Source organism: Acidaminococcus sp. CAG:542 (assembly GCF_000437815.1).
In the GTDB taxonomy this organism is placed as follows: domain Bacteria; phylum Bacillota; class Negativicutes; order Acidaminococcales; family Acidaminococcaceae; genus Acidaminococcus.
In genome coordinates this window covers 14,193-28,713 of record NZ_FR902039.1, presented here as the reverse complement: position 1 = coordinate 28,713, position 14,521 = coordinate 14,193, and the positions used below count along the sequence as shown (strand labels likewise).

18 protein-coding genes and 1 pseudogene are annotated in these 14,521 nt (G+C 58.0%); all 19 read left to right on the top strand.

Annotation, left to right across the window (positions count from 1 at the left end; genetic code table 11):
- Positions 1-139: pseudogene (locus tag QVO43_RS10115) on the top strand (bifunctional hydroxymethylpyrimidine kinase/phosphomethylpyrimidine kinase); the annotation flags it as partial.
- 6 nt (positions 140-145) lie between these two features.
- A complete protein-coding gene (thiE, locus tag QVO43_RS02570; RefSeq protein ID WP_022487041.1) occupies positions 146-778 on the top strand; it encodes a thiamine phosphate synthase in 633 nt (210 codons plus the stop codon).
- Between the two features lie 12 nt (positions 779-790).
- On the top strand, positions 791-1,195 hold the full coding sequence (locus QVO43_RS02565; RefSeq protein WP_022487040.1) for a hypothetical protein: 405 nt from the start codon (positions 791-793) through the stop codon (positions 1,193-1,195).
- Between the two features lie 77 nt (positions 1,196-1,272).
- The gene (gene ylxM, locus QVO43_RS02560) at positions 1,273-1,638 is read left to right on the top strand and encodes a YlxM family DNA-binding protein (protein WP_022487039.1); all 366 of its coding nucleotides are present in this window, start codon (positions 1,273-1,275) and stop codon (positions 1,636-1,638) included.
- 2 nt (positions 1,639-1,640) lie between these two features.
- A complete protein-coding gene (gene ffh, locus QVO43_RS02555) occupies positions 1,641-2,987 on the top strand; it encodes a signal recognition particle protein (RefSeq protein ID WP_022487038.1) in 1,347 nt (448 codons plus the stop codon).
- A 27-nt stretch (positions 2,988-3,014) separates the two neighbouring features.
- Positions 3,015-3,287, top strand: a complete 273-nt coding sequence (gene rpsP, locus QVO43_RS02550) for a 30S ribosomal protein S16 (RefSeq protein ID WP_012937860.1) — start codon at positions 3,015-3,017, stop codon at positions 3,285-3,287.
- A gap of 11 nt (positions 3,288-3,298) precedes the next feature.
- Positions 3,299-3,526, top strand: a complete 228-nt coding sequence (locus QVO43_RS02545; RefSeq protein WP_012937861.1) for a KH domain-containing protein — start codon at positions 3,299-3,301, stop codon at positions 3,524-3,526.
- Between the two features lie 11 nt (positions 3,527-3,537).
- Positions 3,538-3,945 carry a YlqD family protein gene (locus QVO43_RS02540; protein ID WP_022487037.1) on the top strand — a complete coding sequence of 136 codons (408 nt, stop codon included), beginning with the start codon at positions 3,538-3,540 and terminating at the stop codon, positions 3,943-3,945.
- 4 nt (positions 3,946-3,949) lie between these two features.
- Entirely contained in the window at positions 3,950-4,444 is a 495-nt protein-coding gene (rimM, locus tag QVO43_RS02535; RefSeq protein ID WP_022487036.1) for a ribosome maturation factor RimM, read from the top strand.
- A 1-nt stretch (position 4,445) separates the two neighbouring features.
- Positions 4,446-5,216, top strand: a complete 771-nt coding sequence (gene trmD / locus QVO43_RS02530; RefSeq protein ID WP_022487035.1) for a tRNA (guanosine(37)-N1)-methyltransferase TrmD — start codon at positions 4,446-4,448, stop codon at positions 5,214-5,216.
- Positions 5,217-5,336: 120 nt separating this feature from the next.
- Positions 5,337-5,678 (top strand): 50S ribosomal protein L19, encoded by a 342-nt coding sequence (rplS, locus tag QVO43_RS02525; RefSeq protein WP_012937865.1) that lies wholly within the window; start codon positions 5,337-5,339, stop codon positions 5,676-5,678.
- A 57-nt stretch (positions 5,679-5,735) separates the two neighbouring features.
- Positions 5,736-6,275, top strand: a complete 540-nt coding sequence (lepB, locus tag QVO43_RS02520; protein ID WP_022487034.1) for a signal peptidase I — start codon at positions 5,736-5,738, stop codon at positions 6,273-6,275.
- Between the two features lie 173 nt (positions 6,276-6,448).
- Positions 6,449-7,336 (top strand): ribosome biogenesis GTPase YlqF, encoded by an 888-nt coding sequence (gene ylqF / locus QVO43_RS02515; RefSeq protein WP_022487033.1) that lies wholly within the window; start codon positions 6,449-6,451, stop codon positions 7,334-7,336.
- 1 nt (position 7,337) lies between these two features.
- Positions 7,338-8,150, top strand: a complete 813-nt coding sequence (locus QVO43_RS02510; protein WP_022487032.1) for a ribonuclease HII — start codon at positions 7,338-7,340, stop codon at positions 8,148-8,150.
- A 91-nt stretch (positions 8,151-8,241) separates the two neighbouring features.
- The gene (locus tag QVO43_RS02505) at positions 8,242-8,598 is read left to right on the top strand and encodes a YraN family protein (protein WP_022487031.1); all 357 of its coding nucleotides are present in this window, start codon (positions 8,242-8,244) and stop codon (positions 8,596-8,598) included.
- 137 nt (positions 8,599-8,735) lie between these two features.
- Positions 8,736-10,259 (top strand): YifB family Mg chelatase-like AAA ATPase, encoded by a 1,524-nt coding sequence (locus tag QVO43_RS02500; protein WP_022487030.1) that lies wholly within the window; start codon positions 8,736-8,738, stop codon positions 10,257-10,259.
- Positions 10,260-10,271: 12 nt separating this feature from the next.
- Positions 10,272-12,590 carry a prepilin peptidase gene (locus QVO43_RS02495; RefSeq protein ID WP_022487029.1) on the top strand — a complete coding sequence of 773 codons (2,319 nt, stop codon included), beginning with the start codon at positions 10,272-10,274 and terminating at the stop codon, positions 12,588-12,590.
- The gene (locus QVO43_RS02490) at positions 12,583-13,146 is read left to right on the top strand and encodes a hypothetical protein (RefSeq protein ID WP_022487028.1); all 564 of its coding nucleotides are present in this window, start codon (positions 12,583-12,585) and stop codon (positions 13,144-13,146) included. The genes QVO43_RS02495 and QVO43_RS02490 overlap by 8 nt, the downstream gene beginning before the upstream one ends.
- 91 nt (positions 13,147-13,237) lie before the next feature.
- Positions 13,238-14,494 (top strand): pyridoxal phosphate-dependent aminotransferase, encoded by a 1,257-nt coding sequence (locus QVO43_RS02485; protein WP_022487027.1) that lies wholly within the window; start codon positions 13,238-13,240, stop codon positions 14,492-14,494.
- Positions 14,495-14,521 lie beyond the last annotated feature (27 nt).

The following is a 14,521-nucleotide window of genomic DNA, read 5'->3' as shown; positions in this document are numbered from 1 at the left end:
CGGTCAGCCACTTCCGGAAGCCGTGGAAAAGGCCAAGGCCTATGTGGCCCTGGGCATCCAGAACGGTCTGGCGGTGGGCAAGGGCCACGGGCCCATCCACCATTTCGTGGATCTGTACCGGCATGCCGGCTGGGAGTGATGCATCATGAAAAAATTTGATCTGAGCCTGTACCTGGTCACTGACCGGAACTGTCTCCAGGGCAGGGATTTTTATGAAGCGGTGGAGGAAGCCCTCCGGGCCGGGGTGACCCTGCTCCAGCTCCGGGAAAAGCATCTGGGCCTGGAAGACCTGGTGGCGGAAGGGAAAAAGGTAAAGGCCCTGTGCCGGAAGTACCAGGTGCCCTTCCTGGTGGACGACAATGTGGAAGCGGCCAAAATCCTGGAAGCAGACGGTGTCCATCTGGGCCAGGAAGACGAGGCCATCCAGAAGGCCCGGGCGGCTCTGGGGCCGGACGCCATCATCGGCATTTCCGCTCACAATCTGGAGGAAGCCCTGGAAGCCCAGGCCCAGGGGGCCGATTACCTGGGAGTGGGGGCCCTGTATCCCACCGGGAGCAAAAAGGATGCCTCCCTGCTGCCTGCCGGGATGCTGGAAAAAATCGTCCAGGCGGTCCGGATCCCGGTTGCAGGCATCGGAGGCATCCAGGAAGACCGGATGGAGGAAGTACTGGACCAGGGTGCCGCCGGCTGTGCCATGATCAGCGCCATTCTGGGAGCTCCTGACATCACCGCTGCTGTCAGCCGGATGAAGGCCCTAATCCAGGCCCGGCAGCAGTGACGGGAGGCAGCCATGGCAAGCGACCTGAAAACGGAAAAACTGGGGAAGAAGCTCCTGTCCCGGTTCACCCGGCAGCTGACGGACCAGGTGTTCCTGTTCCTCCAGCAGGACCCGGAGCTTTATGAGGAATACCAGGCCCTGGTCCGGGACAGCAGCCCCAACGGTGTGAATTCCGTCCTGGGCCGGATGATCACCGAAGCCTATGATCTGGTGAACCTGAACAAGGAAACCCATCCCCAGTCCCCTCTTTTGAAAAAATACACCCGCCATGCAGTCCGGTGGGAAAAGGAGGACCTGGAAGTCCAGAAAAAAGTCCTTTACGGGGACCGGGACCTGTTTACTCCCCAGCCGGCCAAATCCGGTGAGGAACGGAAAGCCCCCAAAAAGAAGGGACCGGACCAGGAGAGTCTCTTCTGAGAAAAAAACCTTGCCTGTCAAGGAAAAATCCTTGACAGGTTTTTCTCTTTATAGTACAATAGCACCCGGTGATATTCATGCAGGATGAAGGCTTTGAAAAAAGGATCCGGTTCGGTCAGCTCTATGCCATCTACGGCGGGCTGCTCACGGAGAAACAGCAGAAAATCATGGAAGAGTATTTCTACGATGACCTGTCATTGGGAGAAATCGCGGAAAATACCCAGACCAGCCGTCAGGCGGTCTATGATCTGCTGCGGCGTGTGGAACAGACCTTGGAAAAGTACGAAAACAGACTTCACCTGCTGCACCAGGATCAGGAACGGCAGTTCAAGCTCCGGGGAGCGGTAAAACTCCTGGAAGCCTGCCGGATCAGTGACAGCACCGATCCCCGTTTGGGGAAGGTGGAAGATATCCTGAAAAGCATCATTGACGAAAGCAGGTAACTATGGCTTTTGAAATCCTAACCGACAAACTGACGGCAGCCATCCAGAAGCTCCGGGGACAGAAGACGGTTTCCGAACAGGATCTGAAAGAGACCCTCCGGGAAGTCCGGCTGGCCCTGCTGGAAGCGGATGTGAACTTCAAGGTCGTCAAAGAATTTACCGCCAAGATCAAGGAGCGGGCCATGGGGCAGCAGGTTGACCCCAATCTCACTCCAGGCCAATATATTGTGAAGATCGTCCATGAGGAGCTCATCGAGCTCCTGGGGGGCACCCAGAGCAAGCTGAACCAGGCGGCCAATCCGCCTACGGTAATCATGCTGGTGGGGCTCCAGGGCGCCGGCAAGACCACCACTCTGGGCAAGCTGGCCAACTACCTGCGGAAAAACGGGAAGAAGCCGCTGATGGTGGCCGGGGACGTGTACCGTCCTGCCGCCATTACCCAGCTGGAAGTCATCGGCAAACAGCTGGATATGCCGGTGTTCTCTCTGGGAGACCAGGTTTCTCCGGTGGAAATCGCCAAAGAATCCCTGAAGCGGGCCAATGCCCTCCTGTGCGATACCGTGCTCATCGATACCGCCGGCCGTCTCCATGTGGACGAGACCCTGATGAATGAGCTGAAAGACATGAAAGCCGCGGTCCATCCGGACGAAATCCTGCTGGTGGTGGATGCCATGACCGGCCAGGACGCCGTTACGGTGGCCGATTCCTTCAACAAAGCCCTGGGCATTACAGGGCTGATTGTGACCAAGCTGGACGGTGACGCCCGTGGGGGCGCCGTACTCAGCGTCAAGGCAGTGACCAACTGTCCGGTGAAGTTTGTAGGGATGGGAGAAAAACTGGATGCCCTCCAGCCCTTCTATCCTGACCGTATGGCTTCCCGGATCCTGGGCATGGGGGACGTGCTCTCCCTGATCGAAAAGGCTCAGGAAGCCATCGATGTGGATTCGGCCAAAAAAATGGCGGAATCCCTGAAGAAGAATGAATTCACCCTGGACATGTTCCTGGACCAGATGAAACAGGTCAAGAAACTGGGGTCCCTGGAATCCATTCTCAGCATGATCCCCGGCATGGGTAAATTTGCCAAGCAGCTGGAAGGGGTGGATCTGGACGGCAAGGAAGTCCGCCGGCTGGAAGCCATCATCTATTCCATGACGCCTCAGGAGCGGCAGAATCCCCGGATCATCAACGGGTCCCGGCGCAAGCGCATTGCAGCCGGCTGCGGCCAGCGGGTCCAGGATGTGAACCGGCTGCTGAAGCAGTTCGAAGAGAGCAAGAAGCTCATGAAGACCATGCAGGGTATGAACAAGTATGCACGGAAAGGCAGATTCAAACTGCCTTTCATGCAATAAAACCAATCTGGTAAGGAGGTGAATGTTGTGGCAGTTAAAATCCGTCTGAAACGTATGGGTGCCAAAAAGAGCCCCTTCTATCGTATCGTCGTTGCTGACGAACGGGCTCCCCGTGACGGCCGTTTCATCGAAACCGTAGGTACCTACGATTCCACTGTTGATCCCGCCGTGGTTACCATCGACGAAGAAAAAGCTCTGTCCTGGATGAAAAAGGGCGCACAGCCGACTGATACGGTTCGTTCCATGTTCAGCAAACAGGGTCTGATGGCGAAACTGGCTGGCGAAAAAGCAGCCAAATAAGGAGGATGACTATGAAAGAGATAGTTGAAGTGATTGCTAAGGCTATCGTGAATAATCCCTCCGAGGTCCAGGTGGAGGAAGAAAGGACCGGATCTTCCGTGATCCTGAAACTCCACGTGGCGCCTGAAGATATGGGTAAAGTGATCGGCAAACAAGGCCGCATTGCCAAGGCCATCCGTCTGGTGATGAAAGCAGCTGCTACCCGCGAAAACGTGAAAGTCATCGTTGATATCGACTAAAGGTGGTTACCATGGATAAAATGATCGTTCGGGTGCCTGTAGTCATCAAGGCCAAGGTCACTGAAGACCTGAAAGCCAAGATCATTGCAGATATGAAGCGTCAGGTCCAGGCGGCAGAACTGGATTTCGAACAGTTCCAGTTCAATGCCAAGCGGGCGCTGAATGAACAGTCCGCTGCCGGTCCGGAGGCTGTCCGGGGGCTCCAGGAGCAGATCCAGTATGAAAAGGCCCAGCGGGGCCATGCTCTCCAGGAACTGAAAGACAAGCTGGAACGGGCTGAAAACCTGGAAATCGGCAGTGAAGTCGGTCATGGTACACTGGAACGTTCTGTAGAAATCGCTGTAGGCAGCGACCTGGAAGCCCTTATGGGGGCGGAAATCGTCGTGGAAGACGGCAAAGTCGTCGGCTTCAGAGAATAAGCCTATGGAACAGCATATCGTGATTGGCAAAATTGTCGCCCCGCATGGCGTGCGGGGCGAATTTCGCATTATGCCGCAGACGGATCATCCGGAGCGGTACGCCAAAATGAAGAAGATCACCCTGGACAACGGCCGGGACTACACGGTCCAAAGCCTCCGTCAGCACAAGAATGTGTACCTGATGAAGGTGGAGGGCATTGAGACCATGAACGATGCGGAGACCCTCCGGGGCCGGACCATCGTCCTGCGGCCGGAAGAACTGCCTCCTCTGCCGGAAGGCCAGTTCTATGTCCGGGACATCATCGGCTTTGCCGCCGTGACTCCGGAAGGGGAAACGGTGGGGATGCTGAAGGATGTGATCAGCCCCGGTTCCACCGATGTGTTCGTCATTGCTCCGCCCCAGGGGGAAGATATCCTGGTGGCGGCCATTGCGGACAATATCCGGAACATCGACTGGGAAAAGAAGCAGATCACTGTGGTGCTGCCGGAGTGGATCTGAGATGAAATTCGTATTTGTCACTCTTTTCCCGGAGATGATCCGGAGCGCCTGCAGCTGGAGCATCCTGGGCCGGGCGGCTCAGGAAGGGCTCCTGTCCGTGGACTGTGTGGATCCCCGGGACTATGCCACCGACCGGCACCGGAGCGTGGACGATACCACCTGCGGCGGCGGAGCAGGGATGGTGCTGAAACCCCAGACTTATCTGGCGGCCCTGGAACGGGCCCGGGAGCTGGCACCGGGAGCCCTGGTGGCGGCCCTGACCCCGGTGGGAGAATCCCTCCGGCAGGAACGGGTGTGTGAACTGGCCCGGAGCGGGCAGGATCTGATCCTGCTCTGCGGCCATTATGAAGGCTTTGACGAACGGATCCTGGAGGAAGCTGATCTCCGGCTTTCCATCGGGGATTTTGTGCTGACCGGAGGAGAACTGGCGGCCCTGTGCATCATGGATGCAGTGGCCCGGTTCATTCCCGGGGTGCTGGGCAAGCAGGTAAGCGCCGAGGAAGATTCCTTCCATGACAGCCTGCTGGAATACCCCCAGTACACCCGTCCGGTGGAGTACAGGGGCAAAGCCGTGCCGGAAGTCCTGCTTTCCGGCGACCACGGTAAAATCGGCCAGTGGCGGAGAAAGGAGAGCCTGCGGGCCACCTTCCTCCACCGCCCGGAACTGCTGCGGACCATGCAGTGGCAGAAGGGGGACGGGAGACTGTTCCTGGCCATGGAAGAAGAAGAAAAAGAGAAGTCCCGGACGGCCGGGAAAAGCAGGGAATCCTGACTTTTTCGGTTGCACCGGGAGCCGGCTGTATGGTATAATACAGCGTATGCATTAACGGGCGGTCCGCTGTTAGCACGTGGCTAGACATGAACGTCTTGGATTCTGAGGAGGAAATTAATAATGAACGTTATTGAAGCAATTGAAAAGGAACAGCTGCGTTCCGACATTCCCGAATTCCGTCCTGGCGATACCCTGAAGGTATATGTGAAGGTTGTGGAAGGCACCCGTGAACGGGTTCAGCTGTTTGAAGGCGTATGCATTGCCCGGAGCGGTTCCGGTGCCCGGGAAATGTTCACTGTTCGCCGCGTTGCTTCCGGCGTTGGTGTGGAAAGAATGTTCCCTGTCCATTCCCCGCGTCTGGAAAAAATCGTTGTATCCCACAGAGGTGTGGTACGCAGAGCAAAACTGTACTATCTGCGTAAACTGACCGGTAAAGCCGCTCGTATCAGAGAACGTCGGTAATCGGATCAATGAGGCAGTTGCTCCGGCAACTGCCTTTTTTATTGCAAAGGAGAAGGCATGAGCGAAGAAAAGAAATCCGGCTCCTGGCAGGATACGGTCAGTGACTGGCTGATTTCCATCATTGTGGCCGTGGTGCTGGCTTTTGGGATCCGTACCTTCCTGGTGGAACCCTATATGGTCTCTGGACCTTCCATGATGAACACCCTCCAGGACCAGGAACGGCTGCTGGTGAACAAGCTGGTCTATTACACCCGCCAGCCCAAACGGGGAGAAATCATCGTGTTCAAGTATCCCAGTGACACCCGGCGGGACTTCATCAAACGGGTCATCGCCGTGGGCGGGGACACCATCGAGATCCGGGACGGGAAGACCTATGTGAACGGGGAAGCCCTGGATGAAAGCTATATCCGGGAACCCTTCCACACCAACCTGCCCAAGACCACCGTCCCTGCCGGCCATATCTTTGTTATGGGGGACAACCGGAACAACTCCGAAGACAGCCGGTTCCGGGATGTGGGCTTTGTGGATCTGAGCCTGGTGAAAGGCAAAGCCAGCCTGATCTTCTGGCCCCTGGGACAGATACGGGCACTGCCTTGAAAAAAAGGGGCTGTGAAAAAATGAAAGATCATTTTTTCACAGCCCCTTTACTGCACCAAATTCCCGTTAATGCCCCGCTTTTTCCACAATTCGCTTCTGAATGGGAAGCATGGTATAATGGGGCCTATGCATATTGACAGGCGTTGCCTGTTTGGATAAGAAAGGATGTACCCATGGAAAATACAATCGGCGGAAAGAAATTCCATATCCAGTGGTTCCCCGGCCATATGACCAAGGCCAAACGGATGATGGAAGCCAACCTGAAACTGGTGGATGTGGTGGTGGAACTGCTGGACGCCAGGATTCCCCGGTCCAGTGCCAACCCCATGCTCCAGCAGCTGATCGGCAGCAAGCAGAAAATCGTGGTGCTGAACAAGACGGACATGGCAGATCCGGACCGGACCCGGGACTGGCTGGCCTATTTTAAGAAGCACAGCTTTACGGCCCTGGAGGTGGACTGTCAGAAAGGCAAGGGAGTCAAGGCCCTGGTGAATGCCATCCAGAAAGCCGGAGAACCCACCCTGGAAAAATGGCGGAAAAAGGGCGTACGGAACCGGTCCATCCGGGTGATGATCGTAGGAATCCCCAATGTGGGGAAATCCACCCTGATCAACCGGCTGCTGGGGAAGAACAAAGCCGCAGCCCAGAACAAGCCGGGGGTGACCCGGGGGCCTCAGTGGGTGATCCTGGGGAAGGGGCTGGAACTGCTGGATACCCCCGGTGTCCTGTGGCCCAAATTCGACAATCCGGAAACCGGGTTCTGCCTGGCGGTGACCGGTGCCATCCGGGAAGAGGTCTTTGATCAGGAAACCGCCGTCCATATCCTGGTCCAACGGCTGATGAAGCTGTATCCCCAGGAATTGTCCGCCAGTTACCGGATCGAACTGACACCGGAAGATACCGTGGAAGCGGCGGAGGAAAAAATCGCCCGGGCCCGGGGCTGCCTGAAAGCCGGCGGAGTCCTGGATATGAATAAAACAATCCAGATGATTCTCCGTGACTTCAAGACCGGGAAACTGGGATCCTTCTCCCTGGAAGCCGCTCCCCGGGACGAGGCCTGACATGGAAAAAAAAGAGAGCATCCAGGTAATCCGGGAACAGCTGAAACTGGGGCCGGAAGAAGCAGAACTGGAACGCTGGCGGAAGGATGGGCGGACCGGTGTCCGGAAACTGCTGGAAGCCTATGACCGGAAACAGGCAGCCCGGAAACTGGAACGGGAACGGCTGGAACGGCTCCAGGATCTGGAACGGGAATTTTGGGAACGGGGTATGGATCAGGTGGCCGGCTGCGACGAAGCGGGCCGGGGGCCGCTGGCCGGACCTTTGGTGACGGCGGCAGTGATCCTGCCTCACGGAATCTGGCTGCCCGGTCTTACCGATTCCAAAAAGGTCACTCCTGCCCGGCGGGAAACCCTGTATGGAGAGATCCTGGAACAGGCGGTTAGCGTTACCGTCAGCATCCTGGGACCCAGGGAAATCGATCGGCTGAACATCTACCAGGCGGCCAAAACCGCCATGACCCTGTGTCTGACCCATATGAAGGTGCACCCTCAGGGGGCCATTACCGATGCCATGCCCCTGGAGATTCCGGGGATCCCTGTGGAGGATATGGTTCGGGGGGACAGCAAAAGTGCAGCGGTGGCGGCCGCTTCCATCATCGCCAAGGTCACAAGGGACCATATCATGGAAGACCTGGACCGGGACTATCCCCAGTACGGATTTGCCAAACACAAGGGATACGGTACCGCCCGGCACATCCAGGCCATCCTGGACTGCGGCCCCAGCCCCTGGCACCGGAGAAGCTTCGAACCTCTGAAGTCCATGGATCTGAAAGAACCCGCCGTCAGTGAAAACAAACTGCTGAAGTTGAAATAGGGGGCTGTTGCCAGGGCAACAGCCCGGTCAGCTGTCAACGGCTTAAGGAAGTCAGCAAAGCTGACATTGAACAAAAAAGGAGGGAATCAGTATGGTCCACCAACGCCGCCGGTTCGGGAACTGGGGGGAGGAGGCGGCCGTCCGCTATCTGGAAAAACAGGGATATGAGATCCTGGACCGGAACTACCGGAGCAGTTGGGGAGAAATCGACATCATTGCCCGGCACTGGGGAGTGCTGGCCTTTGTGGAAGTAAAGACCCGGCACAGTCTGAAATTCGGCCGCCCTGCCGCCGCCGTGACCCGGGACAAACAGATCCGCCTCCGGAAAACCGCCTGGTGCTACCTGCGGGAGAATCCGGTGATCCGGTACAGGAGCCGGTTCGATATTATCGAGATCCTGGATCTGTATGGGAAAATTTCTCTGAATCATTTGAAGAATTGCTTTTAAGTATAAAATCTGTCAATGGTCAACTGCCGATGGATGCCAGCGTGGGTGGCTTTGGATGAAGAAATCGGTGGTTTCTCCAATCACGGCAAACGACACACGATGAACGACTCACGATACACGACAAAGGAGCTGATTCCATGTACGCACGGACCTGGGGGGAAACCACCCGCGGGATCAACGGAGAAATGGTTACAGTGGAGGTGGATGTGACCAACGGCATGCCTGCCTTTGAAATGGTGGGGCTGCCGGATACGGCAGTGAAGGAGGCCCGGGAGCGGGTGAAGGCTGCGGTGAAGAATTCCGGCTTCCGGTTCCCGGACACCCACATAACCGTGAACCTGGCTCCGGCGGACCTGAAAAAGGATGGGGCCGGACTGGATCTGCCCATTGCCCTGGGGGTGCTGGCTGCCAAGAAGTATGTGAAACTGCCGGACCCCATGCCCGTGTTTGCCGGAGAGCTGGCCTTGGATGGATCCCTGCGCCCGGTGAACGGGATCCTGCCCATGATCCTCCGGGCCCGGGACGAAGGGCTGCCGGCCATTTTCATCCCTTCCGGCAACGCCACCGAAGGGGAACTGGTGGATGGTATCCAGGTCTATACAGCGGACAACCTGGGGCAGATCGTGGACCATTTCCAGGAAAAGCAGCCTCTGGAGCCTCTGGCCAAAAAGGTGCTGGAACTGGAGAAACCCCTGGAGGATACCGTGGACTTTGCAGACGTCCAGGGCCAGAAAGTGGCCAAGCGGGCCCTGGAAATCGCTGCGGCGGGAGGCCACAATGTGCTGATGGTGGGGGCTCCCGGAGCCGGGAAGACCATGCTGGCCCGGCGGCTGCCTTCCATCCTGCCGCCCATGACCGAGGAAGAAGCCCTGGAAGTGACCAAGATCTACAGCATCTCCGGCCTTTTGAAAGGCCACCACGGCATTATGGTGGAACGGCCTTTCCGGAGCCCCCACCACACGGTTTCCCAGTCGGCACTCATCGGAGGGGGCAGCATCCCCCATCCCGGAGAGGTGACCCTCAGCCATCACGGAGTCCTGTTTCTGGACGAGCTGCCGGAATTTTCCCGGAGCGCCCTGGAAGTGCTCCGGCAGCCCCTGGAAGACGGGATGGTCACCATCAGCCGGGTCCAGGCCTCTCTCACCTATCCCGCCCGGTTCATCCTGGTGGCGGCCCAGAATCCCTGTCCCTGCGGGTTCTGGGGAGAAGAGGACAACCTTCACCAGTGCACCTGCCGGCCCGGGGACATCGCCCGGTATCAGAAGAAGATTTCCGGGCCCCTCCTGGACCGGATCGACATCCAGATCCACGTGCCCCGGCTCCAGTACCAGGAAATGAAAAGCAGAAAGAAGGGGGAAAGCTCCGCGGCCATCCGGGAACGGGTGGTGGCAGCCCGTCAGGTCCAGCGGGAACGGCTGAAAGGCACCCACCTGTTCTGCAACGCCAGTATGGGCCGGCGGGAGGTCAAGGCCTTCTGTCCTCTGACACCTCAGGCGGAAGCCCTGCTGGAAAAATATTTCGTCAGCCTGGGCCTCAGTGCCCGGAGCCATGACCGGATCATCAAAGTGGCCCGGACCATTGCGGATCTGGCCGGCAGTGAGGACATCACGGCGTTCCATCTGGGCGAAGCCATCCAGCTGCGGACCAGCATCCAGGGATAGGAGGGCGGAACCATGATTTCCCTTCCATGGCTGTCTTTGCTCATTTCCTTTTTCTGGTTCGCCCTGGGCTCCTGTCTGGGCAGCTTCCTGAATCTGTGCGCCAACCGGCTCCGGCGGGAAGAATCCATTATCTGGGGCCGGTCCCATTGTGACAGCTGCGGCCATATCCTGGGGCCGGGAGAACTGATCCCTCTGGTCAGTTATCTGCGCCAGAAGGGAAAATGCCGGCACTGCGGCAAAGAACTGACCGTATCCCTGTTCTGGCGGGAAGCGGAAGCCGGAGCCCTGTTCCTGCTCCTTTCCCGGATGCCCGGGCCTCCGGCGGTACTGGCTCTGAGGCTGGCTTGTGTGAGCCTACTGCTCCTTATGGCTTGGACGGACAGGGACGAAATGCAGCTGTACGAAGTTTTTTTCCTTCCCCTGGGACTGTTGTTCCTGCTTCTCCACGGACTGACGGACGGAGATTTTTTGTCTCCTCTGACAGGGGCCGGACTGCTGGGGGGACTGCTCCAGCTGATCCACTGGCGGTATCCCCAGGGCATGGGAGCCGGGGATCCCAAACTGGCAGCGGTGATGGGTCTGTGGCTGGGACCCTGGACAGGGCTCCAGGGCCTTTTCCTGGCTGCCGGCCTTGCTTTTGTTTCCGTCTGTCTGTTTGCCTTTAATCCGGAAAACAACGGATGGGACAAGGCACCAGTACAGGTGCCCCTGGCTCCCTATTTCGTCCTGGCCGGACTGCTGCTCCGGTTCCGTTCTGTCTTTGGGCTGATGGAACCGGACAGGATGCTGCTGTGTGTCCTTGGGCTTGCAGGACCGGGGCTGGAAGAAGGAAAAGCCCGGCTGGGCCAGGCTGCAGGGTGGCTCCGGCGCCGGCTGTCTCCCTGGCCCCGGCAGCTGCTGGGTGTTCAAATCAGCGGAGACCGGGTGACTCTGGTTCAGGTCCGGAAAAAGAAGAAAGCCTGGGAAGTGGAACGGTACCAGGAACTGGCCTGGCCGGAACGGATCCGGCTGGCCCTGTACCGGCAGCAGGGGGAGAAACCGGCCCTGTGGCTCCAGGAAGTCTGTGCCAAACGGGGGGTTACAGCCCAATCTATCCTGTGGCTCCTGGGGCCGGATCTGTTGGAATTCCGGAATCTGTCCCTGCCCGGTCTGTCCCGGAAGGAACAGATCCAGGCGGCATCCTGGGAGATCCTACAGCAGATCCCCTATCCCCCGGGTTCTTTTGCCCTGGGGACGGAACCCTGTCCGGACCGGAAGGAAGAAATCCTGGCGGGAGCCGTGCCCCTGGCCCTGCTGGATACCGTAGGGGTCATCAGCCGGCAGCTGGATTGGGAAATCCTGCAGGTGGAAGGGGCTCCGGCGGCCTGGGGATGGTGGCTGGAAAAAGAGGAGGCGGGATTTCTCCTGATCCTGGGAGAAGAAGGCCTCCAGGGGGCCTGGTATGCCCGGGGCCGTCTCCTGGCCTGTCGGAACCTGCCGGGATCCGGTCGGGGAGAACCTTTCCGGGACCAGCGGGACGAGGCGGTGGAAACCCTGTGGGAACATCTGTCTCCCGGGGTCCGGGACCGGTTCCAGGACGGGCCGTCCGGTCTGTATCTGGCCGGCGGTACGGAACAGGAACAGGCTGCCTGGCTGGAATTCTTCCGGCAGCAGTGGGAATGCCCTGCTCAGGTCCTGGAACTGGAACCCCGCTTCCAATGGGCTCCCTATTATGAAGAGAAAAAGCAGGCGGTTCTTACAGCTGGCCTGTGGGGTGTTTTGGGAGGGATCCTGGGGGCCGGACGGGAGAGTGGTTTCTGCTTTTCCCTGTTCCGGCAGGGAACGGGAAGGCTGTCCCGGATCTCCTGGTCGGCCCTGGGAAAGAAACTGGCGGCGGTTTCCCTGATCCTTTGTCTATGGCTGGCCGGATGCCTTTTCCTGGCCCGGAAGGAACAGGAACGGTGCATCTTACAGCTGCAGCAGGTCTCCGGCTGGGAAACCTTCTGGCAGGCACAGCAGCAGCGGCGGAAACAGCTGGCCCGGCAGCAGAAAGAAAAAAAGCAGCGGATCCGGCAGCAGGTGAACTGGGGGGATTTCCTGACTCTCCTGGGGAACCAGGTGCCGTCAGACTGCTGGCTTACCCGGGTGGAACAGCAGAAGGAGGGAAAGGTCCTGCATCTGGAAGGCCGGAGCCTGAAAAGGAATGGGGCTCTCCAGCTGGTAAAACGCCTCCAGCAGCGGCCGGAAGTGATCCAGGTGAAACTGGACCGGCTGGAACAGGAAGAAAGGGAATCAGATCTGACCGGTTTTGCCCTCCAGATCCGTCTGAAAGAGGAGGAAACTCATGGATGAAAAGAAACCGCTGGTTTCCCGGCTCCGGGAGGATCCGTTCCAGGGAGCCCTGCTAGGCCTGGGCGTACTGTGCCTGTGGACCTGGCTGGTGCTCCCTCTGGGCCGGGAACTGCTGACTGTGAAAAGACAGAATGAGGTCCGGAAGGAGAAACTGGAGCAGCTGGCCCTTTTTGCAGCCCGGTGGGATCCGGAACAGGAGGCCCGGGAAAAAAGTCTGCTGGAACAGGGAAAACGGGAGAATCCCTCCCTGCCTCCGGAAGCCTGGCTGGGGGCCCTGGAAGCTGCCGCTGCCCGGAACGGGCTCCAGGTGATCCGACTGGCTCCCCTGACTCCGAAAGGAAAAAAGGATCCGGCTGGCCTGGAAGCGGAACTGGAAGGCTCCTATCCCCGGCTGGTGACTTTTTTCCGCTGGTGGGAAGCCCGGTATCCCGGGGTGTGGACCCGGGAGGGGCGGCTGGAGGCCCGGGAAAAAGGGGAAAAAGTGCTGTTTCACGGAAAATTCATAACAGGCCCTGTGAAAAGTTCCAAATCGGGAGAAATACACACTTCTTATTGACCGATTTCGTTAATAATGAGATAATAGAATGTACAACGATTATTCTCGTTTTAAAAACGTTCGCTTTTTACTGAGGGGAGGACCTATTATTATGATGAACAGCTGTGTTGCACCACATGCCCAGAAGAAGACCAAGCCGTCCAAGGACCGTATTTTTGGAGCCAGCGAAGCGGCCCAGAAACGGATCAGCGAAATCGGCGCAGATGCGGTGATCAATGCCACCATCGGCTGCATCCTGGACAATGATGAAAACTTTGTGGTGCTGCCCACAGTCAGCAAAGTATACCGGAGCCTGAAAGACGCGGAATATTTTAAATATGCCCCCATCATGGGCCTGCCGGAATATCTGGAACTGGTTCAGAACGCCTGCTTCAGCCAGTCCCGTCCGGAAGGGTTTACGGCAGCCATTGCCACCGCCGGAGGCACCGGGGCCATCCATCATGCTGTCTGGAATTATGCGGAAGCCGGAGATACCGTTCTGACCTCTGCCTGGTACTGGGGAGCCTACAACCAGATCTGCGAGGATATGGACCGTCACCTGGCCACTTATCCCATGACCACCCCGGAACACAAGTTCAACCTGGCCGGCTGTGAAGCCAAAGTCCGGGAAATCCTGGCCCAACAGGACCGGATCCTGCTGATTATCAATACTCCGGCCCACAATCCCACCGGGTTCAGCCTGACTCCGGAAGACATTGAAAATGTGGTGAAGATGCTGGAAGCCGCCATTGCCGGTACCGACAAAACCGCCGCTCTGTGCCTGGATGTGGCTTACATCGACTATGCCGGGGAACGGGAAGAAGTCCGGAAAATCTTCCGGAAGCTGTCCAACCTGCCCAAAAACATCTTTGGCCTGATCGCCTACAGCCTGTCCAAGAGTTTCACCATGTACGGCCAGCGCTGCGGAGCTCTTATCGGGGTCACCAGTGATGAAAAACAGATCCTGGAATTCATCAACGCCAACAAATACACCAGCCGGGCCTGCTGGTCCAACTGCAACCGGGGTGCCATGGATACCCTGGACACCATCTACAGTGATCCGGAACTGCTGGAAACCATCCAGAAGGAACGGGCCCATTACTACAGCATGATCCAGGAACGGGGAGACATCTTTACGGATGAAGCCAAAAAGTGCGGCCTGAAGATGCTGCCCTACATTTCCGGTTTCTTCCTGTCCATTCCCGCCAAGGATCCGGAAGCGGTCTGCGACCGGCTCCATGAAGACAATATTTTCTGCGTGCCTCTGGCAGCCGGGGTCCGGGTAGCCGTATGCGGAGTGCCCAAGCATAAAGTCTACGGCATGGCAGCCAAAATTAAAGCAGCCATGGACGAAGTGGGAGAAGACTAAAAAACAAAAGGAGCCGGAAAGCAGCAC

What these genes read in the sequence shown, in the direction of transcription:
- QVO43_RS02505 (WP_022487031.1), top strand. Translation starts at nt 8,242, where the DNA reads ATGGTCCACCAACGCCGCCGGTTCGGGAACTGGGGGGAGGAGGCGGCC.
- ylxM (WP_022487039.1), top strand. Translation starts at nt 1,273, where the DNA reads ATGCAGGATGAAGGCTTTGAAAAAAGGATCCGGTTCGGTCAGCTCTAT.
- QVO43_RS02545 (WP_012937861.1), top strand. Translation starts at nt 3,299, where the DNA reads ATGAAAGAGATAGTTGAAGTGATTGCTAAGGCTATCGTGAATAATCCC.
- QVO43_RS02485 (WP_022487027.1), top strand. Translation starts at nt 13,238, where the DNA reads ATGATGAACAGCTGTGTTGCACCACATGCCCAGAAGAAGACCAAGCCG.
- ylqF (WP_022487033.1), top strand. Translation starts at nt 6,449, where the DNA reads ATGGAAAATACAATCGGCGGAAAGAAATTCCATATCCAGTGGTTCCCC.
- trmD (WP_022487035.1), top strand. Translation starts at nt 4,446, where the DNA reads ATGAAATTCGTATTTGTCACTCTTTTCCCGGAGATGATCCGGAGCGCC.
- QVO43_RS02510 (WP_022487032.1), top strand. Translation starts at nt 7,338, where the DNA reads ATGGAAAAAAAAGAGAGCATCCAGGTAATCCGGGAACAGCTGAAACTG.
- lepB (WP_022487034.1), top strand. Translation starts at nt 5,736, where the DNA reads ATGAGCGAAGAAAAGAAATCCGGCTCCTGGCAGGATACGGTCAGTGAC.
- rplS (WP_012937865.1), top strand. Translation starts at nt 5,337, where the DNA reads ATGAACGTTATTGAAGCAATTGAAAAGGAACAGCTGCGTTCCGACATT.
- ffh (WP_022487038.1), top strand. Translation starts at nt 1,641, where the DNA reads ATGGCTTTTGAAATCCTAACCGACAAACTGACGGCAGCCATCCAGAAG.
- thiE (WP_022487041.1), top strand. Translation starts at nt 146, where the DNA reads ATGAAAAAATTTGATCTGAGCCTGTACCTGGTCACTGACCGGAACTGT.
- QVO43_RS02565 (WP_022487040.1), top strand. Translation starts at nt 791, where the DNA reads ATGGCAAGCGACCTGAAAACGGAAAAACTGGGGAAGAAGCTCCTGTCC.
- QVO43_RS02540 (WP_022487037.1), top strand. Translation starts at nt 3,538, where the DNA reads ATGGATAAAATGATCGTTCGGGTGCCTGTAGTCATCAAGGCCAAGGTC.
- QVO43_RS02495 (WP_022487029.1), top strand. Translation starts at nt 10,272, where the DNA reads ATGATTTCCCTTCCATGGCTGTCTTTGCTCATTTCCTTTTTCTGGTTC.
- QVO43_RS02500 (WP_022487030.1), top strand. Translation starts at nt 8,736, where the DNA reads ATGTACGCACGGACCTGGGGGGAAACCACCCGCGGGATCAACGGAGAA.
- QVO43_RS02490 (WP_022487028.1), top strand. Translation starts at nt 12,583, where the DNA reads ATGGATGAAAAGAAACCGCTGGTTTCCCGGCTCCGGGAGGATCCGTTC.
- rimM (WP_022487036.1), top strand. Translation starts at nt 3,950, where the DNA reads ATGGAACAGCATATCGTGATTGGCAAAATTGTCGCCCCGCATGGCGTG.